The sequence below is a fragment of the Aequorivita marina genome (assembly GCF_031631895.2).
In the GTDB taxonomy this organism is placed as follows: domain Bacteria; phylum Bacteroidota; class Bacteroidia; order Flavobacteriales; family Flavobacteriaceae; genus Aequorivita; species Aequorivita marina.
The window spans coordinates 158,785-185,754 of sequence record NZ_JAVMBW020000014.1; the positions used below are offsets into that span (position 1 = coordinate 158,785).

22 protein-coding genes and 1 rRNA gene are annotated in these 26,970 nt (G+C 37.6%); 15 read left to right on the forward strand and 8 right to left on the reverse strand.

Annotated features, from left to right (window positions below; all coding sequences use genetic code 11):
- Nucleotides 1-127: 127 nt before the first annotated feature.
- The 9 genes from QPK98_RS13695 to QPK98_RS13735 all read left to right on the forward strand — a co-directional run bounded on the left by QPK98_RS13695 (nucleotide 128) and on the right by QPK98_RS13735 (nucleotide 10,588).
- Nucleotides 128-2,914 (forward strand): M16 family metallopeptidase, encoded by a 2,787-nt coding sequence (locus QPK98_RS13695; RefSeq protein WP_310994029.1) that lies wholly within the window; start codon nucleotides 128-130, stop codon nucleotides 2,912-2,914.
- A gap of 316 nt (nucleotides 2,915-3,230) precedes the next feature.
- The gene (locus tag QPK98_RS13700; RefSeq protein WP_310994030.1) at nucleotides 3,231-3,638 is read left to right on the forward strand and encodes a hypothetical protein; all 408 of its coding nucleotides are present in this window, start codon (nucleotides 3,231-3,233) and stop codon (nucleotides 3,636-3,638) included.
- Nucleotides 3,639-3,761: 123 nt separating this feature from the next.
- Nucleotides 3,762-4,538 carry a TrkA C-terminal domain-containing protein gene (locus tag QPK98_RS13705; protein ID WP_310994031.1) on the forward strand — a complete coding sequence of 259 codons (777 nt, stop codon included), beginning with the start codon at nucleotides 3,762-3,764 and terminating at the stop codon, nucleotides 4,536-4,538.
- A gap of 33 nt (nucleotides 4,539-4,571) precedes the next feature.
- Nucleotides 4,572-5,729 carry an MFS transporter gene (locus tag QPK98_RS13710; RefSeq protein WP_310994032.1) on the forward strand — a complete coding sequence of 386 codons (1,158 nt, stop codon included), beginning with the start codon at nucleotides 4,572-4,574 and terminating at the stop codon, nucleotides 5,727-5,729.
- Nucleotides 5,730-5,920: 191 nt separating this feature from the next.
- Complete coding sequence (locus QPK98_RS13715) at nucleotides 5,921-6,730, forward strand: META domain-containing protein (protein ID WP_310994033.1); 810 nt, start codon at nucleotides 5,921-5,923, stop codon at nucleotides 6,728-6,730.
- A 158-nt stretch (nucleotides 6,731-6,888) separates the two neighbouring features.
- Complete coding sequence (locus tag QPK98_RS13720) at nucleotides 6,889-7,908, forward strand: NAD-dependent epimerase/dehydratase family protein (protein WP_310994034.1); 1,020 nt, start codon at nucleotides 6,889-6,891, stop codon at nucleotides 7,906-7,908.
- A 15-nt stretch (nucleotides 7,909-7,923) separates the two neighbouring features.
- A complete protein-coding gene (locus QPK98_RS13725; protein ID WP_310994035.1) occupies nucleotides 7,924-8,457 on the forward strand; it encodes a DsrE family protein in 534 nt (177 codons plus the stop codon).
- 52 nt (nucleotides 8,458-8,509) lie between these two features.
- Nucleotides 8,510-8,926, forward strand: coding sequence for a DUF2141 domain-containing protein (locus QPK98_RS13730; RefSeq protein WP_310994036.1), 417 nt, complete (start codon nucleotides 8,510-8,512; stop codon nucleotides 8,924-8,926).
- A 285-nt stretch (nucleotides 8,927-9,211) separates the two neighbouring features.
- Nucleotides 9,212-10,588, forward strand: coding sequence for a trimethylamine monooxygenase (locus QPK98_RS13735; protein WP_310994037.1), 1,377 nt, complete (start codon nucleotides 9,212-9,214; stop codon nucleotides 10,586-10,588).
- A 550-nt stretch (nucleotides 10,589-11,138) separates the two neighbouring features.
- On the opposite strand, the gene QPK98_RS13740 is transcribed toward QPK98_RS13735, so the two are convergent.
- On the reverse strand, nucleotides 11,139-12,185 hold the full coding sequence (locus QPK98_RS13740) for a T9SS type A sorting domain-containing protein (protein ID WP_310994038.1): 1,047 nt from the start codon (nucleotides 12,183-12,185) through the stop codon (nucleotides 11,139-11,141).
- A gap of 251 nt (nucleotides 12,186-12,436) precedes the next feature.
- On the opposite strand from QPK98_RS13740, the gene QPK98_RS13745 reads away from it, so the two are divergent.
- Nucleotides 12,437-13,459, forward strand: coding sequence for a phage tail-like protein (locus QPK98_RS13745; protein WP_310994039.1), 1,023 nt, complete (start codon nucleotides 12,437-12,439; stop codon nucleotides 13,457-13,459).
- A gap of 559 nt (nucleotides 13,460-14,018) precedes the next feature.
- Here QPK98_RS13745 and dnaN read toward each other — a convergent pair.
- The 5 genes from dnaN to QPK98_RS13770 all read right to left on the reverse strand — a co-directional run bounded on the left by dnaN (nucleotide 14,019) and on the right by QPK98_RS13770 (nucleotide 19,121).
- Nucleotides 14,019-15,137, reverse strand: a complete 1,119-nt coding sequence (dnaN, locus tag QPK98_RS13750; RefSeq protein WP_310994040.1) for a DNA polymerase III subunit beta — start codon at nucleotides 15,135-15,137, stop codon at nucleotides 14,019-14,021.
- Between the two features lie 297 nt (nucleotides 15,138-15,434).
- On the reverse strand, nucleotides 15,435-17,132 hold the full coding sequence (gene gldG / locus QPK98_RS13755; protein WP_310994041.1) for a gliding motility-associated ABC transporter substrate-binding protein GldG: 1,698 nt from the start codon (nucleotides 17,130-17,132) through the stop codon (nucleotides 15,435-15,437).
- On the reverse strand, nucleotides 17,129-17,836 hold the full coding sequence (gldF, locus tag QPK98_RS13760) for a gliding motility-associated ABC transporter permease subunit GldF (RefSeq protein WP_310994042.1): 708 nt from the start codon (nucleotides 17,834-17,836) through the stop codon (nucleotides 17,129-17,131). The genes gldG and gldF overlap by 4 nt, the downstream gene beginning before the upstream one ends.
- 56 nt (nucleotides 17,837-17,892) lie before the next feature.
- The gene (locus QPK98_RS13765; protein ID WP_310994043.1) at nucleotides 17,893-18,186 is read right to left on the reverse strand and encodes a putative quinol monooxygenase; all 294 of its coding nucleotides are present in this window, start codon (nucleotides 18,184-18,186) and stop codon (nucleotides 17,893-17,895) included.
- A gap of 101 nt (nucleotides 18,187-18,287) precedes the next feature.
- Entirely contained in the window at nucleotides 18,288-19,121 is an 834-nt protein-coding gene (locus QPK98_RS13770; protein WP_310994044.1) for an SAM hydrolase/SAM-dependent halogenase family protein, read from the reverse strand.
- Nucleotides 19,122-19,340: 219 nt separating this feature from the next.
- Between QPK98_RS13770 and QPK98_RS13775 the strand changes: the two genes are divergently transcribed.
- Both QPK98_RS13775 and QPK98_RS13780 read left to right on the forward strand, forming a co-directional pair.
- Nucleotides 19,341-20,294 (forward strand): PhoH family protein, encoded by a 954-nt coding sequence (locus tag QPK98_RS13775; protein WP_310994045.1) that lies wholly within the window; start codon nucleotides 19,341-19,343, stop codon nucleotides 20,292-20,294.
- 27 nt (nucleotides 20,295-20,321) lie between these two features.
- Nucleotides 20,322-21,278 (forward strand): phosphoribosylaminoimidazolesuccinocarboxamide synthase, encoded by a 957-nt coding sequence (locus QPK98_RS13780; RefSeq protein WP_310994046.1) that lies wholly within the window; start codon nucleotides 20,322-20,324, stop codon nucleotides 21,276-21,278.
- 64 nt (nucleotides 21,279-21,342) lie between these two features.
- Here QPK98_RS13780 and QPK98_RS13785 read toward each other — a convergent pair whose 3' ends face one another.
- Nucleotides 21,343-22,617: an acyloxyacyl hydrolase gene (locus QPK98_RS13785; RefSeq protein WP_310994047.1), complete on the reverse strand. Its 1,275-nt coding sequence runs from the start codon at nucleotides 22,615-22,617 to the stop codon at nucleotides 21,343-21,345.
- A gap of 74 nt (nucleotides 22,618-22,691) precedes the next feature.
- Between QPK98_RS13785 and QPK98_RS13790 the strand changes: the two genes are divergently transcribed.
- Complete coding sequence (locus tag QPK98_RS13790; protein WP_435373103.1) at nucleotides 22,692-24,071, forward strand: alanine/glycine:cation symporter family protein; 1,380 nt, start codon at nucleotides 22,692-22,694, stop codon at nucleotides 24,069-24,071.
- A 13-nt stretch (nucleotides 24,072-24,084) separates the two neighbouring features.
- Here QPK98_RS13790 and QPK98_RS13795 read toward each other — a convergent pair whose 3' ends face one another.
- A complete protein-coding gene (locus QPK98_RS13795; protein WP_310994048.1) occupies nucleotides 24,085-25,170 on the reverse strand; it encodes a M42 family metallopeptidase in 1,086 nt (361 codons plus the stop codon).
- A gap of 128 nt (nucleotides 25,171-25,298) precedes the next feature.
- On the opposite strand from QPK98_RS13795, the gene QPK98_RS13800 reads away from it, so the two are divergent.
- Together QPK98_RS13800 and QPK98_RS13805 are read left to right on the forward strand one after the other, a co-directional pair.
- A complete protein-coding gene (locus QPK98_RS13800) occupies nucleotides 25,299-26,000 on the forward strand; it encodes a DUF4294 domain-containing protein (protein WP_310994049.1) in 702 nt (233 codons plus the stop codon).
- Between the two features lie 753 nt (nucleotides 26,001-26,753).
- Nucleotides 26,754-26,970 (forward strand): 16S ribosomal RNA (locus QPK98_RS13805); the annotation flags it as partial.

The following is a 26,970-nucleotide window of genomic DNA, read 5'->3' on the forward strand; positions in this document are numbered from 1 at the left end:
AAGCTTACTAACCCAGCGTAACCCGATGTATTTGACATGTACCTTCTTTTTTTTGAAGGTGAAAATCCTTACTTGTTTAAATCAAACACTTACCCATCTAAACCCCTAAATCAGAAAAATAAAAACTATGAAACACATATTTTCCTTAAAATCCCTGTTCCTTCTGGCTTTATTGTTAGTTGTTCAGCAATCGGCAATCGCCCAAACCACAAATTCTAAATTTGAAAAAGTAAAAGTGCTGGAAGGCGTTGAAGAGTATCAATATACCCCCAACGGACTTAAAATACTTTTGGTACAGGACAACGCTGCCCCAGTGGTAAACGTCCAAATGGTTTACAACGTAGGCTCAAAACACGAAGTATCCGGAAACACTGGCTCTACACACCTTTTAGAGCACTTAATGTTTAAGGGAACCGATAAGTTTAATAAAAAGAAAGGAACTTCCATCGATACCGAATTAACGCGTTATGGGGCGCAAATGAACGCAACTACCTGGAACGACCGTACCAACTATTACGAGACTATCCCTAGCGATAAAATTGAGCTTGCTATAGAAATTGAAGCGGACAGAATGCGCAATCTTCTTCTGTTGAAAGAAGATAAAGAGGCGGAAATGACCGTGGTGCGAAACGAGTTTGAACGGGGAGAGAACAACCCAAATTCTGTGCTTTCAAAAGAAATTTGGGCAACTGCTTATATGGCTCACGGCTACCATCACTCTACTATTGGGTGGCGTTCTGATATTGAAAACATGCCCATGCAAGTATTACGAGATTTTTATGACACGTATTACTGGCCAAATAATGCTTGGTTAACCGTAGTTGGCGACTTTCAAAAGGATAAGCTTTTTAAATTGGTAGATACGTACTTCGGAAAAGTATCTAAAGCAACACATACCATTCCAGAACCTTACACCGAAGAACCGCCTCAATATGGCGCAAGAAAAATTATAGTACGTAAAGCTGGAGAAACTAGCGTAAATACTGTGGCTTATAAAATACCGGGTACGTTGCACGAAGACCTACCTGCCTTGGTGATATTGGCAGATGCTTTGGGCAGCGGACCATCTTCAGTACTTAGCAAGGAGTTTGTAGATGGCGGTCTAGCTTTTTATGCGTTTGCTTCTGCTTCGCAATTTGCTGAACACGGTTTGTTTTCAGTAAGCTTGGGCTTTGACCCCAAGAATGATTCGGACGAAATGAATGCCAAGCTTTTAAAAACTATTGAAAGGGTTAAAAAGGAAGGTATTCCACAGCGCGATATTGATAGAATTATTGCAAACCTAAACGCCCAAACTATTTTGGGAAGAGATGGGTCTGGAAGTATCGCTTCAGAGTTGACCGAATATATTGCTGGTGGTGATTGGACCGAGTATATCAACGAAAGTAAAAAACTAGCAAAGGTTACTGCAGCTGACGTAGCCCGAGTGGCAAACAAATATTTAGTTGCAGACCAAAGTACAACGGGATATTTTATTCCGAAGAAAGCCGGAGCTAATACGGAAGCAGAAGCAGGTGAAGCGAAACGGACAATGGAAACAGAAGGAAAATACTTCTACAGAAATCCAGAAATGTTTCCAGATAGTCTTAAAGAAGCGAAAACTTCTTCAGAAAAAACGCTTAAAACAACAACAGAAACTTCAAGCAATGAAGATTTTATCAGAAAAACCGTGGCAGGTATTGATGTTATCATAAAGAAAACTGGTGCTAAAGGTTTTGTAACAGTAGCCGGGAGCTTCCCGATTGGCGCTTATTTTGATGGAAATAACAACGATATGGTCCCAACCCTTACCACGGCTATGTTGAGCAAGGGAACTACCAAAAATGATAAGTTCCAGTTTTCCCAAAAATTGGAAAACTTGGGTGTAAATATTTATGTAAGTTCAGATAACGATAATGTAAAACTGAGCTTTAAGTCGCTTTCAAAAGATGTAGATACAGTATTAGCGCTGTTGGCAGAAGAACTGCGCCATCCTCTTTTTGATGAAAAGGAATTTGATTTGTTAAAGCAACAGTTTATTGGGAATATGCAACCCGGACTTTCAGATCCTGGAACCCAAGGGAATATTGCTTTAACACAACAACTCTACCCAAAAGGACATCCAAATTATTCCCCTTCAATTGAGGAATCTATTAAAAATATTGAAGATGCGAAGTTGGAAGATTTAAAAGCTTTTCATAAAAAATATTTCGGACCTGCAGATATGACTCTTGTTGCCGTTGGCGATGTAGATGCAAAAACTGTTTATAAATCTTTGGAAAAAAACTTTAATAACTGGAAAGGCGGTGTAAAAAGAACTCCAAAAACCTATGATGTAAAAAAGAGTACTGCGCTTACAAAAGTTGTGACCATCCCTGAAAAACCAAGTGCCGAATTATTTATTGGCCAATACACTGGAATGCGACGCAGCAATGCAGATTACCTTCCTTTTTATATAGGCAATAGCGTTTTAGGCGGTGGATTCTCCGGAAGATTAATGCTTACCGTGCGTGACGAGGCTGGATTGACCTACGGAATTTATACCCGTCAGAATGGTTATACGTTTGCTGATGGCTATTGGTACATAAATGCATCTTTTAACCCTGAGTTGTTTGAAACTGGGAAAGAGGCGACATTGGTAGAACTTAAAAAATGGTTGAATAAAGGTATTACAGCTGCTGAATTGAAGGACAAAAAATCGAGTTTGATTGGAAGCTTTAAAATAGGTCTATCCACCACCCGAGGTATGGCGAGCAACATTTTGGCAGTTGTGCAACGTGGGGAGCAGCCCAATTATATTTACGAATATCCTGCAATGTTGGAAGCTGTAACTTTAGAAGAAGTTAATGCGGCCATTAAAAAATACATTAATATGGATAAACTAGTTATAATTCAGGCTGGTTCCCTAGATCAAGACGGGAAGCCATTAAAATAAAAACTGAATCATAGGAGAAACTAATTTTCCTAATTTTAAATAGAAGCTTTGATTGATGACGTAGAGGATGCGTACAAAACTAAAACTTCAATAATTTTTAATTGAAAGAAGGGCTACCGGTTTTGGTAGCCTTTCTTTATTCAGAAAACGTATTGATTAAAACTTTGAGATAGAATTAATAAAACTTTACGCAGGCTTTCATATCAAAACAGTATTTTTATCTTCGCTTTTTAGCGTGATAGGTACCAACTGAATAGCTTTTACCGTCGATGCCAAATTAAAAACCATCAATAATTCATTAAAAATAAACGAAATTATGAAATACGTATTACTATTGAGTATTGTTTTTTGCTTCAGTTTAAGCAGCATAGCACAGGAAAAGGCAGATGACGAATACGCCTATGAAACTGAAATTATTTTCTCTTCACAAGACAAGGATTATCTTCAACTTTGGCATTACGAGCAATTGTTGCAAATGAGCTTAAATCAAGAAGGCAGAGACAATTACCTTTCGCTTCTAAACTACTACACTTATAAAATGTCACGATTGGGTCTAAAAAAATATGGATATACCGATGCTCAAAGAAAGCAAAAATTTGATGGCTTGGTAAAATCCTTAAACGCCGATATGAAAGATCTGCTAAGTAAGGCCGATTACAAGATTCATAAGGATAGCTTTAAGAAAATTGTAAAATTGGTTTACGATAAAAGAAATTGGGAGTAAAGCACAAAAAGACACCTGTTTTCGGAATGTTTTGAGTGTTTTTCTGTAATAAAATCTGGAGTATAAAACCTCAGTTATACAGCTTAGCGTTTTAAGGCTAGTTCATCTAAAATTTGATACGTTATGATCGCAGCAGTAACTTTATTTTTAGTGGTTTCACTTTCCGCCTTGATTACTAAAATTGCAACTATTGCATTGGTCCATACGGGGCTTTCTACGCAAAGCGCAAGGTTTCAGGCACGTTCTGCCTATACTGGTGCCGGGTTTACTACATCCGAATCGGAAAAAATAATGAGCCATCCACTGCGTCGTAAGATCATCTATATTCTCATGCTTGTGGGTAATGCCGGGATTGTAACCGTTATGTCTTCGCTTATCTTAACTTTTGTGCTTCCAGACACGTTGAAGTCTAAACTGTATGGTCTGGGAATAGTTTTGATAGGAATGGCAGTTGTTTACTGGGCCATAAAAAGCAAATGGGTTGATAGAGGACTCTCTAATATTATAAGCAAAATGTTGGAAAAATATACCGATTTGAATATCCAGGATTTTGCGGCAGTACTTCATTTAAAGGACGACTACCGAATAAGCGAACGAAAGATAGATGCCGATGATTGGGTTTCTAATAAATCACTTAAAGAACTTGGTTTAAGAAAAGAAGGCATTACCGTTCTTGGAATAGATAGAAAAGATGAAGATTATTTTGGTTCGCCCAATGGCGACTTTAAACTATTGCCAGGAGATGTGGTCACCATTTATGGAAAAGCAGAAGGAATTAAAAGTCTGTATGCCCGTAAAAATAATTATGTTGCCAATATGGAGCATGAGGAATATGTAGAAAGAGAAAACAAACGAATTAAGGATCATCAGGTTAAGGATAATGAACCTGATAGAACATAGGTTTTTTTAACACAGGTACTACAATAGATTTTAATGACCCAAAAACTTACCAACTCTACTTTATATTTAATGAGCATATCAGCAGGCCTGATAGTTGCTAATTTATATTACAATCAGCCATTGCTCCATCAAATAGCAGTAAACTTTGGAGTTTCTGAAGCTGCCGTAAGCAATGTGGCGCTCAGTACCCAGTTAGGCTATGCTTTTGGTTTGCTTTTTATTATTCCGCTGGGCGATAAGGTTTCAAATCATAAAATCTTACAGGTAGATTTTCTGTTGATGATATTTTCCTTAGTGGCTGCTGCTTTGTCAAATTCACTTTTGCTACTTATTGTAAGTAGTTTTTTTATTGGTTTTACATCTGCAGTGCCGCAACTATTTGTACCCATGGCAGCACAATTGAGCGATAATAAAGGTCGTGGTCGTGCAATTGGTATCGTAATGAGCGGTTTATTAATTGGTATTTTGGGTAGCCGGGTAATTAGTGGTTTTGTAGGAGAACAGTTTGGGTGGCGTGTAATGTATTATAGCGCCGCGGGATTAATGGTATTTCTGTTTTTGATTCTTCGTGCAAAACTGCCACCTTTAAATCCGCACTTTCCGGGTAGTTATGGTAGTTTGTTAAAGTCTATTTTGCATTACTTTAAGACCGAACCAGAGCTTCGGGTGGCTTCGTTACGTGGAGCACTGGCTTTTGCGGGCTTAAGCGCATTCTGGACCACTTTGGTTTTTCTAATGGAAGATAACTTTGGCTACGGAAGCACAATTACCGGCCTATTTGGCTTATTAGGAATTGCGGGTGCCCTAGGGGCAACTGTAGTAGGAAAGTTGAACGACAAAATCAATAAAAATCAATTATTGTTGTTTTCTGCATTGTTATTGATTGTTTCTTGGATTATTTTTCTGGTATCAAGCAATTCAATTTTTGGCTTGATTGTAGGAGTAATTTTGGTTGACCTTGGGTTACAAGCCCTTCACATAACCAATCAGAATATTATTTTTTCAAAAAATCCTGAGGGAAGAAACAGAATTAATACCGTCTATATGGTTTCCTTTTTTATAGGTGGTGCGCTTGGAACCACCTTAGGAGCCCTCGCTTGGGAAACATATCAATGGACAGGGGTTTCAGTCTTGGGGCTTACGCTGTCGGCATGTATTCTTTTCACCCATTTGTTCTTTAGAAAAGCATAAAACTGTCTTAAAATTTTATTTTTGGTAAGTCTTATTGTGTTTTGGCTCGCTTTATGATTATTCAACCCTAAAAAAGAAAGTCTGTCTAAAGTCTTCACTTTTATTTAGCTTTTTTATAGGCTTATTTATGATTTTAAAGCTTTAGATTGAAGAATGTTTAAAAATAAACCAAACCTAAAAATTAATTTATCATGAAAATTCAACTTTTTACAATTGCCATTGCAGCTTTATCACTCTACAGTTGTGGGCCCACTCAAAATACAACTACTATGGATGACACAACTTCCGATTTGGGAATAACTGAATCTTATTGGAAATTAGAAACGCTGGAAGGCAAAGATATTTTATCGTCTCAGGATAATGAGCGGGAAATTGGCTTTACCCTAAATGAAAGTGAAAACCGAATTTCCGGATATGCCGGCTGTAACAATTTTTTTGGCACCTACACGCTTAAGGCTGGTAACCAAATTGACTTCTCTGCCTTAGGGGCTACAAAAATGGCCTGTCCAGATGGCACTTTTAATGAATCTAAGTTTTTAAAAGTGTTTAATCTTGCTGACAATTACCGGATAACAGGCGATAAGCTGGAACTAAACATTGGAAAAAGAGCGCCATTGGCCGTTTTTAAACGCGTAGTAAATAGCGAACCAATTGTAAACAAATACTGGAAATTGAAAACCTTAGAAGGTAAGGAAGTAAAAATGCTTGAAAATCAGGAAAAGGAAATTTATTTTACATTAAAGCCTGAAGAGAATCGAGTAGCTGGGTTTGCTGGTTGCAATGCATTAATGGGTTCCTACACTTTAGAAACTGGAAATAGAATTCTTTTTTCAAATATGGCCTCCACTATGATGGCCTGCCCTGATGTTGATATTAACGATCGTGATTTTCTAAAAGTTTTTGAACTCGTGGACAACTACACCGTTAATGAAGACGAATTGTCTTTGAGCGTTGGTAAGGACGCACCCTTGGCAGTTTTTGAAGCAGTGTATTTTGACTGAAATAAATAGAATGCGCTTTTGTAAACTTTCATTAGTTTTATAGGGAATAATGTAAAATCATCATTTTCGTTATTTGGCAAAATCAGGGTTTTAAACCATGTTTAATTTAGAATAGCGAGATAAAGTTTTCTCCCATATTTCCAGCTTAATTATAAAAAATGAAACCTAAATCAAAATCGGTATTATTAACAGGGGCTTCGGGAACCGTGGGTTTTCAAGTTTTAAAACAATTGATAGCGACTCCAAATTTAGATGTTACGGTTTTTGATAAGGAAACAAAGGTTTCGTCTAAGAAACTGAACGCTTACAAGGATAAAGTCAATCTAATTTATGGTGATATAACACTGCCCAACGACCTTAAAAAGATAGCTCATCCCCAAGACTATGTTATTCATTTGGCGGCTATTATTCCGCCAACTGCCGATGACAATCCAAAGCTTGCTAAGCAAGTAAATGTTGAAGGAACCAAAGCCTTAGTGCGTTTGCTAGAGAAACACTCGCCTAATTGTTTTTTTGTTTATAGTTCTTCCATTTCTGTTTATGGCGACAGGCTTGAGGATCCCTATATTACAGTTAGCGATCCGTTGGAGCCTAGCCCTGGAGATGAGTATGCAGTTACTAAAATTGCAGCGGAGAACATTCTTCAAAAAAGTAAATTGGATTGGTCAATTTTTAGGCTAGCTGCTATTATGGGGGGGCACAAAATGTCTAAATTAATGTTCCATCAACCTTTAGATACCTCCTTAGAAATAGCAACGCCCCAAGATACGGCAAGAGCTTTCGTAAATGCCTTGAAAAAACGAGAGCAATTGTCTAAACGAATATTTAATCTGGGGGGAGGAGCGGATTGTAGAATTAGTTATGAAAAGTTTTTAGAACGCTCATTTGGAATCTATGGTCTTGGCAACTTGAGTTTTCCAGAAAAAGCTTTTGCCGAAAAGAACTTTCACTGTGGTTTCTATAAAGATGGAGATGAATTGGAACGTATTGTTCATTTTAGAAAACATAGCTTGGAAGATTACTTTAGAATGGAGCGTGAAAAAGTTTCTGGTTTGGAGAAGTTTGGTGCCTCTCTTTTTAAAAAACCTATAAAATATTATCTTTTAAAACAATCTGAACCGCTTAATGCGCACAAAGAGAACGACGCAGAAATGAAAAAGCAGTTTTTTGGAGAATAACAATAAATTTGTAGTATGAAGAATACGATAGTAACATCAATATTTTTACTTTTTTTAGCTCTAAGTATGAACGCGCAAAATTGGAAGACTCCAACAATTGAAGGTTATGGAAGAATTGTAGAATATGAAGACGTGGCTGTAAAACCAGATCCAACAATGGAGTACAAGCTCTTGTTTCATATTACCACTGCAAAGGAAAGAGAAGGCGTAAATGTTGCACTATGGAAAATGGCACGTACTATCAATTTGTTGGAAAGTGGAGGTGTGCCCAAGAAGAATATTCAGCTGGTAGGTGTTATTAGTGGTGCGGCTACACCTGTAACTTTAACTGAAGAAGCACATCGGGAGAAAATGGGGGTGAGCAACCCCAATTTAGAATTGCTGAAAAAATTGACAGCTTATGGAGCATCAATCCATTTATGTGGGCAAGCTGCCGCGAAAAAAAATATAGATCCAAATGTAGATATGAATCAATACACCAAACTTACCTTATCTGCGTTAATTGATATCCCTACGTATCAAATGCAAGGCTATGTAATTATGTTTTAATGACTTAATGCTAATTTAGTATAAAAATTAACTAACTTTTATTTAAACTAAAATGACCACTTTATTAATATACCTCACACTGTTTTTTGCCACCGTACAGACCGAAAAACATACGTTAACCATTACAATCCATAACATAGAAAGCCATCAGGGCACCCTTGAGGTTGGGCTTTTCAATAACGGCGAACGCTTTATGGAAGAAGGGCAGGCTCATGTTGGTGTTTCCCGCGAAGTAAGTGGAAGTTCCGAAACCATCGTTATTAAAGATTTGCCCTCGGGAAATTATGCTGTTTCGTTATACCATGATAAAAATGGAAATGGAGAATGTGATCGAAATTTCTTGGGAATTCCTAAAGAGCCATATGCGTTTTCAAATAACTTTAAGCCAAAATTCTCCAAACCTACTTTTGAGGATTGCCAGTTTGAATTAACAGCCGATAAGGCCATAAAAATTGAATTGAACAATTAATCAAATTTAATACAATAATGCAGCGTACTTTTAATCAGTACTTTGCGTTTTTGATACTTGCGAAAGCTATTAAAAAATGATATCTTCGCGTCATTGTGTTTTAAAAAAAATCGTGTTGGTTTCTCAGTAGCTTTTTCGCAGCGTATTGATTCTAACCTAAAGCCTTTCTTTTAGGCTTATCTTACTGCCATTCGCAGTGTCTTCACAATAGAATATTAACATTGAGCACCTGCTTTTTAAGGATGTGCTCGCTACAACTTTATTTAATATATGAATGATAAACGTATGAACAAAAAACGGATAGGAATTATTGGAGCCGGCCCAAGTGGGCTAGCGCAACTTAGAGCATTTGAAGCGCTTCAAAACCAAGGTGAGGATATTCCAGAAATTATTTGTTTTGAAAAGCAAAGCAATTGGGGCGGTATGTGGAACTATTCCTGGAGAACAGGAGTAGGAAAATATGGTGAACCTATTCACGGAAGTATGTATAAATATTTGTGGTCTAACGGTCCGAAAGAGTGTTTAGAATTTTCGGATTACTCGTTTGATGAACACTTTAAAAAGCCCATTTCTTCGTATCCGCCAAGACCAGTATTATTTGATTATATACAAGGAAGGATCAAAAAAAGTAAAGCTCGTGATTACATTCGTTTTGACACTACTGCACGGTGGGTAAGTTATAACGAAGAAACTAAAAAGTTTACACTTGTACTTGACGATTTAAAAATTGATAAAACCTATTCGGAAGAATTTGATTACTTGATTGTAGCTTCAGGACATTTCTCTACGCCGAATATGCCTTACTTTAAAGGAATTGAGAACTTTCCGGGCAACGTGATGCACGCCCATGACTTTAGAGGTGCAGATCAATTTAAAGATCAAAATTTATTGCTTATAGGAAGCAGTTATTCCGCAGAAGATATTGGGGTTCAATGCCATAAACACGGCGCAAAATCTGTTACATTAAGCTATAGAACGAACCCGATTGGGGTACCTTGGCCAGAAGGAATAAAAGAAATGCCATTGGTTACTCACTTTGAAGGCGACACAGCTTTCTTTAAAGATGGCACAACCGAGGCGTATGACGCCGTTATTATGTGTACCGGATATCAACACAAATTTCCGTTCTTACCAGACGAATTGCGACTGAAAACTAAAAACAACCTCTATCCAGACGATCTGTATAAAGGAATATTCTTTAATGACCTTCCACAATTGATCTATTTAGGAATGCAGGATCAATATTATACTTTTAATATGTTTGATGCCCAGGCTTGGGTTGCACGCGATTATATGATTGGGCGTTATAAACTTCCAGAAAAAGCGGAGAGAAGAATTGATATGAATAAATGGCTAGAGAAAAATGACAAATTAGAAACAGGATTTGATAATGTAGATTTTCAATCAGCATATATCAAAGACTTGTTAGAGCTTTCTGATTACCCAAACTTTGATGTAGATAAAGTAGGAGAGATGTTTAAATCTTGGTTAGATGATAAAGATGAGAATATATTAACCTATCGCGATAAAACATACCAAAGTGTTGTTACAGGCACTATGGCTTCCGAACACCATACCGAATGGATGGATGAACTGGATGACAGTAAAGAGCGCTACCTTTATGAGCCTGAAGAGGAAGAGTTAATTCCTGATAGAATATAGGGCAACAACAAATAGTCCGAAAATTAGTAGGTATAGCTTCAGAACTATGATGCTAATTTCAGGATATTCGTATTCAAGAGTTTAAAAACAACAACCCCCTTTTTTAAAGGGGTTTTGTTGTTTTTAAAGGTTTAGGGAGCTTAAAAGCTATTAATCTCATGCATGGATGTGCTCTGTTTTAAAACTGTAAGGCTCTAGTTTAAAACAGCTATTATGTTGGATATTTGAAATTTTCGGTATTTTTTCACCCTTTAGGGGCGGGGTAAAGACAAAACACCGAAAATCCGATTATTTTTACCCTATCCCTAAAGGGAATAACCAGATTTTCTCCATTCAGATCAACTTGAAACCCTTGTGTTTTTAAATAGAACATAAAAATCAACGCTAGAATAAACTAGAGCCAACTGTAAAAACAATCACAGTTGTTATATAATTTCTTTAAAACGACCTTGACATTAAGTACTTAAACATGACTTTTCTGAAATTTACAATTACGGTAAATGGAATCAGAGTTAGTACTTTCAACTATGCAGAATGTGCCTCACTAGAGTTATTCTTTTACAAATTTTACTACATGACCGTTTTTCATTTTTAAAATATAAACCCCTGCTGCCAGACGCTCAATATTTACCCTTTCATTAGGATCGATTGTGCCCGTTGTAACCTTGGCGCCTACAATGGTATATATTTCGTAAAAAGTAGGAGTTTGTAGGTTGGCAATTTGAATAAAATTATGGGCAGGATTTGGATATAGCTTAAAATGGTTTCTCTGGTACCTAGTATCTAAACCTAAAATATTCTCAACTTTAGATATTTTGTTGGCTCCCTTTTCCAAAATAAACAGGGTACTTCCCGAAATTTCAATATCGGTGGGTTGATTAACCCCAGTTACAAGATCTATGGCGGTATTGGCGCTGTTGGTAAGGTCCTTCATTGAAATTTTATTACCAATATATTCAGCAATAATAAGATTGTTACCATTAAGGCGAATTCCGAGCGGCCTATTCACGCCCACAACTACGTCTGTTGGCTGGGTTACACCACTATCAACATCAACTTTGGAGACTCTGTTTGATTGACTTTGCGCCATATATAAAATACTCTCATGTAATGCTAAACCCGAAGGACTAAAGTTAACCGCAGAAGTAGCAACTAATGTCGTGGTTGGATTTAGATCTGTTACATCAAACTTTTCAACAATGTTGCTGTTATTGTCAGAATAATACATTGTATTTCCTGAAAGGTACAATCCGTTTGGGGTATTAAGACCAGAAATAACCGTTTCTAGACTTGGAGTTGGATCGCTTATATCAATTTTTGAAATTCTTCCCGCATTAAACTCTGCAATATAAAGTGTATTACCTGCCATGGCCATTCCCGTTGCGGCATTTAAACCAGAGACCACAGAAGTAGGGGTAGGCGAAGTTTGGGTAATGTCAATTTTAAAAACTTCAGAAGTTGTTGAGAAATATAAATCATTGCCATTAATTAACAATCTGGAAGGAGTGCTAATACCGGTTACTACATCTATAGTTTGAGCTTGTATCGAAAAGTAGCTTAATAGAAAAATAAGGAATAGAAGATAAATTTTTTTCATGACTTTTAGTTTTAAGGATTATTGACTACTGATACATCGCATAAAAAACAAATTGTCATCAATATTCTGAAGATATAAAAGTCCATCAAAATGATGGGTGTTTAGTAATCTATAGCTGTTAGATATAGCATGGTTAGATCACTTATGTATAGGGTTTTAAGATGAATTTTTTGGATATATTTTCAGATTTTTGTAAATTTATAATTGCTCTCCACTCAATTAGCTTTAATAGAAATTTTTACAATTTAGTAATGATGAAAAAGTCTAAGCTTATTTTAAAAACAGTGGTATTTATATTTACCTTCTTTTCTACTGCAGCGTGCTATGCCCAAGTAGGTATTGGCACCACAGATCCCGATGGAGATGCATTGCTAGAGTTATTCTCTAACAACAAAGGCTTACTAATGCCTCGCGTAGCATTAACTTCAACTACTTCTTTTGCACCGCTTTCTGCTCACGTAATGGGTATGACAGTATATAATACAGCTACAAACGGATCTGGAGTTACAGCAGTAAGCGAAGGTTTTTACTATAATACTGGAGCTAAATGGATAAAAGTGGGTAATGCAATTGCTGGAGACCAAACAGACGATGCTTGGATAAATAATAGCGCAGAAAACCGAATAGAGCTCGGCACACTTAGTGATGGCACTACATTACGTCCGGTTGGGACAGAAATGGTTGTTACAGATAATGGAAAAGTAGGTATAGGAACAGAACATCCTACCCAAAATCTCGAAATACACGGACTTGATGCTGATATAGATACCTACATATATGGAGTTAATGGGGTTTCAATATTTCACATTCATTCTGCTGCCGGTACCATGGCGAATCCTTTAGCGGTTTCAAATAGACAAACGTCTAACCTTTTTAGTATTCAGGCAAAAGGCTATGATGGCACCAACTATATTAGTGCAGCTTCTATATCAATGGGGATTGATGGAGTACCAAATTCTACTGGGCCAGATGATATGCCGGGTAGAATTTCTTTTCGCACATCTCAGGATGGAACAACCTCGCTTGCTCAACGTATGGTTATAAAAAATAATGGGTTCGTAGGAATAGGCACAGATAACCCAAAAGTCGACCTTGAAGTAAACGGAATGATGAAAACTCGGGGCTATAAAGTGGCCGACTTACCGGCCGGAGTCACAGGTGCTATGGCGTATGTAACCGACGCAGTAAGTCCACAATATTTAGAACCTGTTATTGGTCAGGGTACTACAATATGCCCTGTTTTTTATAATGGTACAAATTGGGTATGCCATTAATATAAAACAAATTACTTGCCTGTAGTTTTATTTAAAACTGTATTGAGGCTTTAAGCGTGTTTATAATAACAAACCGATTATCTTTAAGGCAGCCTCTAATGCTTATTGAAAATTATAGACAAACTCTTTTAAATCGACATTCTAACTAAGCCATCCAAAATTTTTATTCTCAATTAGTCGTGTCCGACTAAGATATAAGACCCCTGCACTTAAATACATAAGACGTAAGACTTGCTTTTTAATAGATTGAAAACTAGATAAAATTGATTAAACATACTTTTTAATTGATAAATTTTGATGCTAAGTATAATAGCATGCTGTCATTAAATAAAAAATATTCTAATTGCCTAGTATCTGTGACTCAACAAATTTTCTCACTCTTTTAATCGGACACTAATGATTTTCAATTATAAATAAAAACGCTATAACAGGATACCCGAGTATTTTTAAACACCAAAGGGTATAAAAATGTGTCACTCACTTAGCTCTAAAACAATCATCTTAAAATACGGTAACCGAGTGATTTTATACACTAAAAGTGAATTAAAATGCACCAAAGTTAGTTGTTAAGCATCACAGGCATAACAAGCATAGTAACTGCTTCGCCCTCATCAAGCCCATCAACTGGAGTAAGAATTCCAGCCCTATTGGGGAGGCTCATTTCTAAGGAAACGTGATCGCTGGTAAGGTTGTTAAGCATTTCGGTAAGGAAACGGCTGTTAAACCCAATTTGCATATCATCGCCTTGGTAATCACAAGTTAAACGCTCTTCGGCCTTGTTGCTGTAATCTACATCTTCAGCAGAGATATTTAATTCGGCACCAGCAATTTTTAATCGAATTTGGTGGGTAGTCTTGCTAGAGAAAATAGAAACCCTACGCACCGAATTCAAAAACTGGTTGCGGTCTATCGTCAATCTGTTTGGATTTTCCTTGGGAATAACCGCTTCGTAATTTGGGTACTTCCCGTCAATCAGGCGGCATACCATCTCGGTATTTTCAAAAATGAACTTAGCATTACTTTCGTTATACTCAATAATTACATCTTCTTCGCTACCAATAAGGATACTCTTTAGAAGGTTCAGCGGTTTTTTCGGCATAATGAATTCAGCCGTTTGTGAAGCGCTAATATCATCACGAGTGTATTTCACCAACTTATGGGCATCCGTTGCAACAAAAACCAAATTGTCTGTTGAAAACTGAAAGAAAACACCACTCATTACCGGCCTTAAATCGTCATTTCCGGAAGCAAAAATTGTTTTACTGATGGCAGTCGCGAGCACATCGCCCTGTACAATGGTAGAGGAGGGGTCTTTTAACTCAACGGCATTCGGAAATTCTTCGCCACTAGCATAGGCCAAGGCATACTTACCGTGGTTGGAGCTAATCTCTATGGTGTTGTTGTCTTCAATGGTAAAGGTTAAGGGCTGTTCTGGAAAGGTTTTTAATGTTTCAAGCAAAAGCTTGGCGGGTACACAGATCATTCCTTTTTCACTGCTTTCTACCTCTAATTTTGACGAAACGGTAGTTTCCAGGTCGGAAGCCGAAACCCTAAGCGTGTTATTGTCTAAATCAAAAAGGAAGTTATCCAAAATTGGTAGGGTATTATTATTGTTGATAATACCACCCAATACTTGTAGTTGTTTTAATAAATACGAACTAGATACGATGAATTTCATTATGTATATTTTTTATGAAATAATTCTTAATATTACTCTTCAGTAAATTTAGGCAACAAAAATGAAGTTTAATGAGCTTATATTATTCATTCTTTTTACAACCAATTTATTTAAGATAAAGAGCATTTCTATATAGCTTTTTTCAATCAGCCTGGCTTTACAATTAATTATAAAAAACGAAGCTTGGTGAGCCTGCCGAACCACATCTAAATAAAATAACCAGCTAAGGTTATATAGTGTAGTCTAAGTACAAATATATTTCAATTGATGTGTTTGATAAAACAAACTTATTAACATTTAGCGGGTGTATTTACGTCTTCGATAGTAGTTAAAGCCAATTCCAAAAACTAAAAGTAAGCCCAAGGGTAACAGTAGGTTAAGTGCTTGCCACTTTGTGCGTTGATCGGCGGTTTTCTGTTGATCTAAAAATGGTACCGCAATTTGTCGTGTTCTAATGTTTATAAGTCCGCTGTCGTCAAGGAGGTAATTGACGGTATTCAGCAGAAATTCCTTGTTTCCATAAAAGGAATTGGTTGTTTTATCAAACCCGAGCTCTAAGGGTCGGTTGCCCTGCATTTGGTTTTTAATCACATCGCCATCGCTAATTACAACCATTTTTGAGGCTTTTCCTTCGTCAATATTTTTTAGTGCTCCTTGCAGTTTCACCGGTTTTACGCGGTTTTTAAAAACTGAGGTAAATTGACCTTCCAGCAGTACGGCCAGCGGAATCTCACCAGCGTTGAACTCCTTCGGGTTTGGCCCTTCGTTAACTACCTGAAGATTCTTGGGGATTTCTTCATTATAATCAATAGGAATTGGAAGGCCAACAATTTTTGAAATAGGAGAGGTGGAAAGTAAAATCGTCTTATTTATTTTGTTTGGAAGCGTGTCTATGGCACTGGCATAATCAAACTTAACGGCCTCAATATTGGTTACAATAGGGTGATTGTTGGCGCTACTGCTAAGCGGACTGAAAAACCAGGGGTATTTGTTGTATTGCGATTCATTTTCTTCACCACTTGCCAAAACAATCGGGGCAGCATATACATCTTTTACCAAATTCGGGTTTATTCGAATACCGTACCTAAAGAAAAAGTCATTTAGGTTTAAATCCCTGCCAAAAGCAAAGGTCTCGCCTGTTGTAGGATCGGCTTGCATTTGGGTGGCGTCCAGTAGCCATAAGGCTTTCCCGCCATTCATAAGGTATTGGTCTAGTATATATTTTTCGGCATCGCTAAAAGCCACTGTGGGCTGTGCTACCACTATTAAATCAAAGGTGTTTAAAGCGCGTAGGGTTTTTTCAGGTGTAGAGGCAACTGAATCTAGCGTAAAAGGTGCAATAAAATAATAATCTCTTAGGGTTGCAAAAAAATCGGCTATATACCGGTCGTCATATTCGCCATTTCCCTTTAGAACGGCTACTTTTTTAGATTTTTCCGTTGCTAGCTTTTTAAATCCATCGGCAAATGCATATTGTAAGTTTTGTAAGGAGCTGTTTACTCTTTCTTCTGAAGTGGCGCCCAGTTGATTTTTAAGCAAAGGTATTTTTACAGATTTACCATTGTGATGGGCAAGCGCCCAAGGATAAACAAGTTCGGTACTCTGTTTGCCGCTTTCGGTAACCGATACCTGGGCTGGGGTTAATCCAAATTTTTCAAATTGTGGCTGAAACTGTTCCGAACCTTTTTCAGTGGGATTGATAAACTTAAACTTGATGTTGCCGTTATAGGCTGAAAACTCGTCTAACAGTTGTTCAGTCTCACTTTGAAGTCTTCTGAATTCAGCCGGAAATTCACCTTCTAAAAATACATCTACAAGTAAGGGAGAGTTTATAGGAGCGATAATTTCCTTGGTTTCTTCTGAAAGGGTAAAACGTTTGTCTTGGGTTAGATCAAAACGCTCGTAAAAGTAACTGCCTAAAAAGTTCAGCAGCACTAAGCCAATGATAAGCAGTACTGCGAACCCAATATTGTTTTTAGTTGAAGTCTTTTTCATTTTTGCTTCAATTTTAAAACCGTTAAAGCGATAAAGAATACCGTAATACTGAAAAAATAGATTAAATCGCGCGTGTCCAAAACCCCACGTGCTACACTATCAAAGTGTGCTTTCATCCCTAATTCTGAAATATTAAATGCCGATGACGAAAAGCCATCAAAACCATAGTACAGCGCAAAACATAAAAAAACCGCAATTATAAATGCCACGATCTGATTTTCTGAAAGGGTAGACGAAAATATCCCGATGGAAGTATAGGCAAATACCAAAAACAGCAACCCAATATACGATCCAATGGTGCTGCCCAAGTCATAATTGTTTGGTGGGTTACCTAATTCAGAAATACTATAAACGTAAAGCAGTGTTGGGATCAAGGCAATAACAATTAAAGTAACTGCGCCAAAATACTTTCCAAGCACTATCTTTAACAAGGTAATTGGTTTGGTAAGCAAGAGCTCTAAGGTGCCCATTTTCATTTCGTCACTAAAGGCGCGCATACATACTGCGGGAATCAAGAACAGTAATACCCAAGGTGCCAGCTCAAAGAATGGGGCAAGATCGGCAAATCCGGAATCTAAAATGTTGTAATTTCCATTAAAGACCCAAAGAAATAAACCGTTGATTACTAAAAACACCGCGATTACCAAATACCCAATGGTACTTGAAAAAAAGGAGTTGATTTCGCGTTTTATTATTGCTAGCATTTATTTTTCATCTCTGGCAAAGGCGCCTAGACGCCTTGGTTCTTATTTTCTATAAACTACAAACTCACGAGCGTATCTACACTCCACGCCGCGGCTTTCTCTTTAAAAAGCGGTTTGGTTTGACTCCATACTTTTTTAAACAAATCGCTATGTCGGTAGTTTTCAAGATCTGTTTCCTCATTCCAACGGCTGTAGGTAAAAAAGATTGCTTTATTGTTTTTATCTTGATAAAGCTCCAAAAAAGTACAACCTGGAAAGTTGCGTATCTTATTCTTTACAGCCTCAAAGTTGTCTAAAAATGTAGGGATGTTTTCTTCTTGAAACTCCATTTTTACGATTCGTGTAAACATATTTACTATTTTAGGTTGTTGAGCTTGTCAAAATACAATTGCTTTATTTGGTGTGTTTGGATTATAACAACTTCATTCAGTCTGTTATACATATAGCTAGCTTAATCCATAAAGCTCACTACTATTGCATCTCTGTAATCTAAGCCATGCAAGGAGGAAGCGCTACCAATGGTTTTTGAACTACTTTTGTAAACAGCCAACTCCAAATAGTTGGAGGAGTTCCATAGGGCTAGTTTCTTGCCATCTTCTTCCCTGCGTTCTGGAGGAAGATCAAAATTAATGGCCTCGCTATAATGGGCGTATATCTTATCAAATTTTGCCGTTCTGGCATTGATTTCAAATTTTCTGCCTTTACCAACTTCCTCAAACAATTTTTTGGTAATATTACTGATTACATTGCCATAATTGTCAATATAAATAACATTTCCACCTATTTTATATCCTTTATTGCTAATTACTGGCCGTATTCCAGTCAACTGTTTTATTTCTGTTATATTTTTACCAATCACGTCTAGCGTTCCGCCTCGTGCTATATGGCTGGCAACTTTTACAAAAACATCCAAAACCGGAAAATTGCTCACAAACCTATCGTGAATGTTGATTTCTACAATTTTTTCTGGTCGTATTTCCGAAGTGAGCATCGAAATAATTCCGTTGTCTGCACAAATAAAATAATGACCATCCATAAAAACTGCAATATGTCTGTTTTCTATATTCAATTCAGAATCAACACCAATTACATGGATGCTTCCTTTAGGGAAACTACTATACGCGTTTTGGATGATGTATGCCGCTTCATGAAGATGGAATGGTGAGACGTTATGAGAGATGTCAACAACCTTTGCATCAATCATTTCGGTGTAAATAGCTCCTTTTACTGCACCAACAAAGTGATCCTTTTCTCCAAAGTCAGTCGTAAACGTGATTATAGCCATAAATAATTGTTGATGTTTTCTTAAATCAAGTACCACAAAAATAAGTTACTTTTGTGAGTAGCAAAACTATTTTTGTTGAATAAAATAAATAATAGACTTTAAATGTTTTTGCGGTTATTTAATAGGGAGTGAATAACATGCCTACTTTGGATGTTTAACGAAACTAGTAACCCAATATTGAATTTCGCAAAGTTTAATTCTGATAAAAACACACTGCTTTTGAACGAACTTATAATCGAACTCACAGACATAAGCCCAAGAGATTTTTTTGGCCTCGAAAATGCCAATATTGATTTGCTTAAAACCTATTTTCCTAAACTTAAAATTGTGGCACGTGGCAATAAAATAAAAGCCTATGGCGATGAGGAAATTTTAGAAGAGTTTGACCGGCGTATCAATATGCTCCTAGAGCAGTTTATGAAATTTAACAAACTTGACGAGAATGTTATTGAACGTGTTTTAATGAGTCGTACCAAAGAGGATTATGAGGCTCCGGCGGGGAGTGGCGGTACAATTATCCACGGGGTAAGTGGAAAACCTATTAAAGCACAAACCGCAAATCAGCGCAAACTGGTGGCACTAATGGCAGACAATGATATGGTTTTTGCCGTTGGCCCAGCGGGAACGGGAAAAACATATACCGGCGTTGCCTTGGCGGTTAAAGCCTTAAAGGATAAAGAGGTAAAACGAATTATTTTAACGCGCCCCGCGGTTGAGGCAGGAGAGAACTTAGGTTTTCTTCCAGGCGATCTTAAGGAAAAGTTAGACCCGTATATGCAGCCCTTGTACGATGCCTTGCGCGATATGATTCCTGCAGAAAAACTGGCTTCACATATAGAGTCTGGTGTAATTCAAATTGCGCCCTTGGCTTTTATGCGCGGTCGTACACTAGACAATGCTTTTGTTATTTTAGATGAGTCTCAAAACACGACCCACGCACAAATGAAGATGTTTTTAACCAGAATGGGGAAAAATGCCAAGTTTATGATTACTGGCGACCCTGGGCAAATTGACTTACCACGCCGTGTAACGTCTGGATTAAAAGAAGCTTTGTTGGTGTTGAAAGATGTAAAAGGCGTTGGAATGATTTATTTAGACGACAAAGATGTAATCCGTCATCGATTGGTTAAAAAAGTAATTGCTGCATATAGAAAAATTGAAAATGTAGATTAAACCCCGTATTAAAAAACATATAGCATCATGAGTAACACTTTAACTTCAACGAATTTTCATTTTCCAGGCCAAAAAAGTGTCTATCACGGAAAAGTCCGTGAGGTTTACACCTTGGAGAATGACCAGCTTTTAATGATTGCCACAGATAGGTTAAGTGCTTTTGATGTGGTCATGCCGAAAGGAATTCCATATAAAGGTCAGATATTAAACCAGATTGCAACCAAAATGATGCGAGATACGGAGCATTTAGTTCCCAATTGGTTGACTGCCGCGCCAGACCCAAATGTTGCCATAGGCGAAGCTTGTACTCCTTTTAAAGTTGAAATGGTAATTCGAGGTTATATGAGCGGTCATGCGGCCAGAGAATATAAAGCTGGTATAAGAACCTTATGTGGCGTCGCTATGCCTGAGGGAATGAAGGAAAACGACAAATTTCCAGAGCCTATAATTACTCCAGCTACCAAGGCGGAAATGGGGGATCATGATGAGGATATATCTAGAGAAGAAATTTTAAAAAAAGGAATCGTTGCTGAAGCAGACTACCTACAGCTTGAAGATTATACACGAAAGCTCTTTCAGTTTGGGAGTGAAATTGCAGCAAAAAGAGGCTTGATATTGGTTGATACCAAGTATGAGTTCGGAAAGACCAAGGATGGAAAGATTGTTCTGATTGATGAAATTCACACCCCAGATTCATCGCGATACTTTTATGCTGAAGGCTATACTGAAAGACAATCTAAAAACGAACCACAAAAACAACTATCTAAGGAGTTTGTTCGGCAATGGCTTATTGAAAACGGATTTCAAGGTTTAGAAGGGCAAGCGGTGCCTGAAATGAGTGCTGATTATATTGAAAGTGTTTCCAAAAGATATATTGAACTTTATGAAAATATTACAGGCGAAAAGTTTGTAAAAGCAGACGTTCAGAATATTCAAGAACGTATTGAAAATAACGTGTTAGAATATCTTCAGGAAAATAATTAATGCGTCTATTATGAGCGCCGAGTACTTGCAGTTTGCCAGTTCGGTTGTCTAAATTGCCGAAGAACTAAGGCACTGCTTTTCTTTCGCGAAAGTTAAAGTTATGCACATAACCAAGGCTTAACTCTGTAAAGTCTGCTTGGCCTAAATTTGCATTTAAATGAGCTCCAACATATAGATTGTTTTTTGGAGCTTTTTCCATTCCAATAAGGTAGTATTTTAGGCCTAAACGGGAAGAGATCCGATATTTCTTTTTAAACTTTGAATCGAGAACTCCTAGCTTCCACGCTTTTGAGATTTCGCGTGGAGGGTCTTTCCAACCTTCATTAATGCGATAATCCATTTTATAGGCAGGCTTGTGAAAATTATACCCCAATTGAAGGTCAATGCCCACGTGGTTTAAAAATATTTCGCCGTGTAGGCTTATTCCTAGGTTGCTGGCGTAATACACAGGGTTGCTTCTAAAATAGTCAAACTCTCTTCCCGGTTGTACCAAAGATTCGTTGCCGTCAATATAATCGTAATAATGCTGGTAAAAGCGGTAGTAAAATCCAACGCCAACTTTAAAGGTGTTATTATAAACACGCCCGTATTCCGCAGCAAGAGTGTAAACATTTCGTTTGTCGTTAAAGGCTAAGGCAAATACGTTTTGACCGAGCCCAGTACGTACAGCCAGATAATTGTAAACTGTGCTCTGGTGCTTTATTGGAATAGCTAGTTTTTTGTTTTCCGGTTGTTTTAAAATGTGTTTAATATCTGCTGAAAGGCTAACCAAAAACGAATTATATCCTTGGTTTAACAAACGTGTATGTCCGTTAGAATGATGCGAATATCCAAGTCCTGCCCGCCAATCTATTTGTTTTGTGGAAAAAAGCTGATAATAGAAGTACATTCTAAAAGCCCAAGTTACATCAGTGGTTACGGCTCTGTTTTGTGGATTTGTATCTGGGTGGAATTTTTTCGAAAAATACGACGCACCCATGCTTGCGAGTATTTTAAAACGGTCTATTCCAAATGCTCTAAATTCAATAAAAGGAGCTACAGTAAACGCAACTCCCAAGCTGTCTAAATTTCCGAAATCAGTAACGCCAAATGATAAGCCTGTTTTTGGTCCTTTTAACTGTTGGGCCCATTGTTGCGGATTTTCAGAATGGTTTCTGCCAAAGTTTAGAATGAGCTGTTTTTGAAGCTCAGTATTTGGGAACCCGTCATTGGCCTCCATTGTTTTTCCGAGGAGAACTTCAGGCGTAAAGACAAAAGCGCGTTTTTTCCAATCAGTTCTTGACTGCCCAAATACAAGTACTGGTAAAATTAGTAGGAAAAGGCTTAGGTTTTTCTTCATGCTGTACTGCAAGTAACAATTTCCCCATTAATTATAAAAATTTTTATCATACATTAGACGAAAATTTGACATGTATGCTGAAAAATATAGATCAATTTATAGCTGAAATAGCTTCCATGGCATGGGGTTTACCGTTACTAATACTCTTGGTTGGCGGGGGGCTATACCTTTTAATACGAATTCGGTTTTTGCCATTTCGATATCTAGGGCATGCTGTTGCCGTGTTACGCGGAAAATATGACAGCGAAGATGATGCCGGCGAGATTACTCATTTCCAGGCCTTGACCACGGCCCTGTCTGCAACTGTAGGTATGGGAAACATAGCTGGAGTTGCAGTTGCAATTGCTATTGGTGGGCCCGGAGCTGTGTTCTGGATGTGGGTAAGCGCTGTAATTGGTATGTCTACTAAGTTTTTTACTGCAACCTTAGCGATACTGTATAGAGGGAAAGATAGCGAAGGGAATATTCAAGGCGGTCCCATGTATTTTATTGTTGAAGGCCTAGGAAAACGTTGGATTCCATTAGCTGTGGTTTTTAGTGTTGCCGGCTTGGTAGGGGCCTTACCTGTATTTAATGTAAACCAATTAACGCAAGCCATTAATGACATTCTTTTAAAACCGGCCGGTCTTTACAATGGGTTTACTACCGATTTAATTATCGGCTTGGTATTAGCGGCAATAACTGCCATTGTGATTTTAGGTGGCTTATCGCGAATTAGTAAAACCGCTTCTAAATTGGTGCCGGGAATGGTGGTGCTTTATTTTGTTTTAGTGTTGACTATTTTAGGAATACATATAGATGTAGTGCCAAAATACTTGGGGCTAATCTTTACCGATGCTTTTTCAGCAAACTTTTATAAAGGCGATGCTTTTCTAGGGGGCGTTATTGGCGGGATTATTTTATTAGGAATCCGTCGTGGAGCCTTTTCAAATGAAGCGGGGATAGGTACGGCTCCAATGGCCCATGGTGCAGCAAAAACCAATGAGCCTATTCGCGAAGGATTGGTAGCCATGTTGGGGCCAGCTATAGACACACTCGTAATCTGTACGCTAACCGCCTTGGCCATTTTGGTGACTGGGGTTTGGCAAAGCAGTGAAGCTAACGGTGTAAGTTTAACGGCTTCGGCTTTTGAAGAAAGCATCCCCTACGTCGGAAAATACGCCTTGTTGGCATGTATTTCTGTGTTTAGTATTTCGTCGCTTTTCTCCTACTCATATTATGGTAGCAAGTGTATGTCTTTCCTCTTTGGTGCAAAAAATAAAGGTATCTATAACTACTTTTATATAATTAGCATTTTAGTAGGGGCCACAACCTCTCTGAGTATGATGATTAATTTAATAGATACATTTTTTGCAATGATGGCAATACCAACCATGACCGCAACAATTATTTTGGCCCCGAAGGTAATTAAGCGCGCAAAGCTTTATTTTGAAAACTTAAATAAAGGGCAATAGGTTGCGTTATTTCTTAATCAAAATAACTGAAGGTTTCGCCATCTTTTATATTTAACAAGGTTTCGTAAATAAGTTTAATTACGTTTTCAACATCATCACGATGCACCATTTCAACTGTAGTGTGCATATAACGAAGCGGAAGAGAGATCAATGCGCTTGCTACTCCTTCATTACTATAGGCAAAAGCGTCCGTATCGGTTCCTGTGGCACGAGAAAGTGCTGCACGCTGAAACGGAATTTCTTTCTTTTCGGCCGTGTCAACTATTAAATCTCTTAGTTTTTGCTGCACAGCAGGAGCATAGGCAATCACAGGGCCAGCGCCAATTTCAGCTTGCCCCTCTTTCTTTTTATTAATCATTGGGGTAGTGGTGTCGTGCGTAACATCTGTTACTATTGCAACGTTTGGTTTAATACGTTCGGCAATCATCTGTGCGCCGCGCAGCCCAATTTCCTCCTGTACCGAATTGGTAATATAAATTCCAAAAGGAAGCGATTTTTTATTTTCATGAAGTAACCTAGCCACTTCGGCAATCATAAACCCACCCATTCTATTGTCTAACGCTCGGCATACAAGCTTGTTTTCATTAAGAATATGAAACTGGTCGGGGTACGTTATTACGCATCCAATATGGATTCCCATTTCCGCTACCTCTTCCTTGTCTTTGGCGCCTACGTCTATAAATATATTGTCTGGTTTTGGCGCTTCTTCCTTAGACTTATTGCGCGTATGAATTGCAGGCCACCCAAAAACTCCTTTTATAATACCGTTCTTGGTGTGGATGTTAACAATTTTTGAAGGTGCAATTTGATGATCGCTTCCTCCATTTCTAACTACATAAAGCAACCCATCATCACTTATATAATTTACATACCACGAAATTTCGTCGGCATGGCCTTCAATAACCACCTTAAATTTTGCTTCGGGGTTTATTACTCCTACAGCAGAACCATAGGTATCGGTAATAAACTCATCTACATACGGCTTTAAATATTCCATCCACAGTTTCTGCCCGTCCCATTCATAACCAGTAGGTGCGGCATTGTTTAGGTATTGCTCTAAAAATTTAAGTGATTTGTCATTTAATATTGAAGTGCTCATAGTTTCTTTTTATGCTGAAATAATTGTGAATGGTAAAATTAGCAATTTCTTATTAAGGATAGCAAGGCAATTTGCTTAATTTTGGTACGTTTTTAGATGAAGTGAAGCATAATTATTAAACCGTTTAAATGAAATTTTTTATACCTATATATATAGGCTTGTTATTTTTAGGTTTGCAATCCGGATATGGACAAACTGATTCGGAGTTCTTAAAGAAGAAGAAAGACTCTTCTGAAGTAATGTACTATATTATTGCGGGAGACACTGTTGCTCGTGAAACTATTGACCTGGAGGAAGTGATTCTGTTAGATCGGTTAAAGTTTAGTTCAGCAAAGGACCGTAGGCGTTATCTTATACTTAGAAGAAAGACCCGTAAAGTATATCCGTATGCCAAACTTGCTTCTGAACGTCTTACTACAATGACGGAACGATTAAAAACGGTAGAGAAGCGTAGCGATAAGAGAAAATATACCAAACGGGTGCAAAAGTATATTGAAGGCGAATTCTCTGAACGTTTAAAAAAACTAACGCATACCGAAGGTCAAATTTTAGTAAAGCTAATTCACAGACAAACTGGCCGCACTGCTTTTAATCTGGTAAAAGAATTGCGTACGGGCTGGCGGGCATTTTGGTATAACACTACTGCGAGTTTTTTTGAAATATCCTTAAAAGAGGAGTATAGGCCTTTTGAAGTAAAAGAAGATTACCTTATAGAAGATATTTTAGAGCGGTCTTTTCAAGCGGGAAGGCTAGATAGGCAACGCCCTGCCTTTTCAATTGATTTTTTAGACTTAAAGGCAAGTTGGAAGAAAAAGACTGTTAACAACTAATGTATCAGGCGGTTGCGTAAAACCTGTGAACATTGTATCTTTATTGGGCGTTCTTTTTTCTTTTATGGATTGCTTCTTATGCTATACTATCACTTTTAGTTGAAATACGGTTGTTTTTTTTGGCGTGGAGCAGATGACCGGGAGTTTTTGTTTTTTTTCTTTACTCATAAGCGCTGAGTTTTCAGTCACTTGCGTTGTCTTGGAAAAAATACTTTAAAAAAACGTTTAAAATAGTTTGTGGGTATTGAAAAGCGTTCTATATTTGCACCCGCTTAGGACAACAGCCCAGCGCTGAATTACAAAGCGAAACGCTCTTTAAAAACTTTAGAAAAAATATTAAAAAAGCATTGCGAGATTCAGAAAAGGGTCTTATGTTTGCACCCCGCTACTAGGAAGTAAATTTTTCACTTAAATATAGCAGCGAACGTTCTCCAAAAAACTTTTTTAAATTATTTTCAAAAAAGTATTGCAGGTTTAAAAAAGAGTGTTATATTTGCACCCGCTTAGCGATAAGCACGCTCTTAAAAACAACAGGTGAGAGGCACAGTACAGCGGTTCGACTCCGTTACACCGACAAATTGATTCCTTATATAATAGGGAAAAGTTCATTGAGATATTGAAATTGACAGCGTAGATTAATTTTTCGAAAGAGAGTTAATCAACAAAGAAACTAAACTAAGTAAGATTTCCTGAGGATTTTTTTGAGAGTTAGGCTCTTTATCGATGTATGGTCGCAATATTATTTAAGATTATACGATGAAGAGTTTGATCCTGGCTCAGGATGAACGCTAGCGGCAGGCTTAACACATGCAAGTCGAGGGGTAGATAGAGGCTTGCCTTTATTGAGACCGGCGCACGGGTGAGTAACGCGTATGGAATCTGCCTTGTACAGGGGAATAGCCCAGGGAAACTTGGATTAATGCCCCATAGTATTACGAGACGGCATTGTTTTGTAATTAAAGATTTATCG

Excerpts from the sequence above, each read along its gene's own strand:
- QPK98_RS13695 (WP_310994029.1), top strand. The coding sequence starts at position 128 with ATGAAACACATATTTTCCTTAAAATCCCTGTTCCTTCTGGCTTTATTG.
- QPK98_RS13700 (WP_310994030.1), top strand. The coding sequence starts at position 3,231 with ATGAAATACGTATTACTATTGAGTATTGTTTTTTGCTTCAGTTTAAGC.
- QPK98_RS13705 (WP_310994031.1), top strand. The coding sequence starts at position 3,762 with ATGATCGCAGCAGTAACTTTATTTTTAGTGGTTTCACTTTCCGCCTTG.
- QPK98_RS13710 (WP_310994032.1), top strand. The coding sequence starts at position 4,572 with ATGACCCAAAAACTTACCAACTCTACTTTATATTTAATGAGCATATCA.
- QPK98_RS13715 (WP_310994033.1), top strand. The coding sequence starts at position 5,921 with ATGAAAATTCAACTTTTTACAATTGCCATTGCAGCTTTATCACTCTAC.
- QPK98_RS13720 (WP_310994034.1), top strand. The coding sequence starts at position 6,889 with ATGAAACCTAAATCAAAATCGGTATTATTAACAGGGGCTTCGGGAACC.
- QPK98_RS13725 (WP_310994035.1), top strand. The coding sequence starts at position 7,924 with ATGAAGAATACGATAGTAACATCAATATTTTTACTTTTTTTAGCTCTA.
- QPK98_RS13730 (WP_310994036.1), top strand. The coding sequence starts at position 8,510 with ATGACCACTTTATTAATATACCTCACACTGTTTTTTGCCACCGTACAG.
- QPK98_RS13735 (WP_310994037.1), top strand. The coding sequence starts at position 9,212 with ATGAACAAAAAACGGATAGGAATTATTGGAGCCGGCCCAAGTGGGCTA.
- QPK98_RS13740 (WP_310994038.1), bottom strand. The coding sequence starts at position 12,185 with ATGAAAAAAATTTATCTTCTATTCCTTATTTTTCTATTAAGCTACTTT.
- QPK98_RS13745 (WP_310994039.1), top strand. The coding sequence starts at position 12,437 with ATGATGAAAAAGTCTAAGCTTATTTTAAAAACAGTGGTATTTATATTT.
- dnaN (WP_310994040.1), bottom strand. The coding sequence starts at position 15,137 with ATGAAATTCATCGTATCTAGTTCGTATTTATTAAAACAACTACAAGTA.
- gldG (WP_310994041.1), bottom strand. The coding sequence starts at position 17,132 with ATGAAAAAGACTTCAACTAAAAACAATATTGGGTTCGCAGTACTGCTT.
- gldF (WP_310994042.1), bottom strand. The coding sequence starts at position 17,836 with ATGCTAGCAATAATAAAACGCGAAATCAACTCCTTTTTTTCAAGTACC.
- QPK98_RS13765 (WP_310994043.1), bottom strand. The coding sequence starts at position 18,186 with ATGTTTACACGAATCGTAAAAATGGAGTTTCAAGAAGAAAACATCCCT.
- QPK98_RS13770 (WP_310994044.1), bottom strand. The coding sequence starts at position 19,121 with ATGGCTATAATCACGTTTACGACTGACTTTGGAGAAAAGGATCACTTT.
- QPK98_RS13780 (WP_310994046.1), top strand. The coding sequence starts at position 20,322 with ATGAGTAACACTTTAACTTCAACGAATTTTCATTTTCCAGGCCAAAAA.
- QPK98_RS13785 (WP_310994047.1), bottom strand. The coding sequence starts at position 22,617 with ATGAAGAAAAACCTAAGCCTTTTCCTACTAATTTTACCAGTACTTGTA.
- QPK98_RS13790 (WP_435373103.1), top strand. The coding sequence starts at position 22,692 with ATGCTGAAAAATATAGATCAATTTATAGCTGAAATAGCTTCCATGGCA.
- QPK98_RS13795 (WP_310994048.1), bottom strand. The coding sequence starts at position 25,170 with ATGAGCACTTCAATATTAAATGACAAATCACTTAAATTTTTAGAGCAA.
- QPK98_RS13800 (WP_310994049.1), top strand. The coding sequence starts at position 25,299 with ATGAAATTTTTTATACCTATATATATAGGCTTGTTATTTTTAGGTTTG.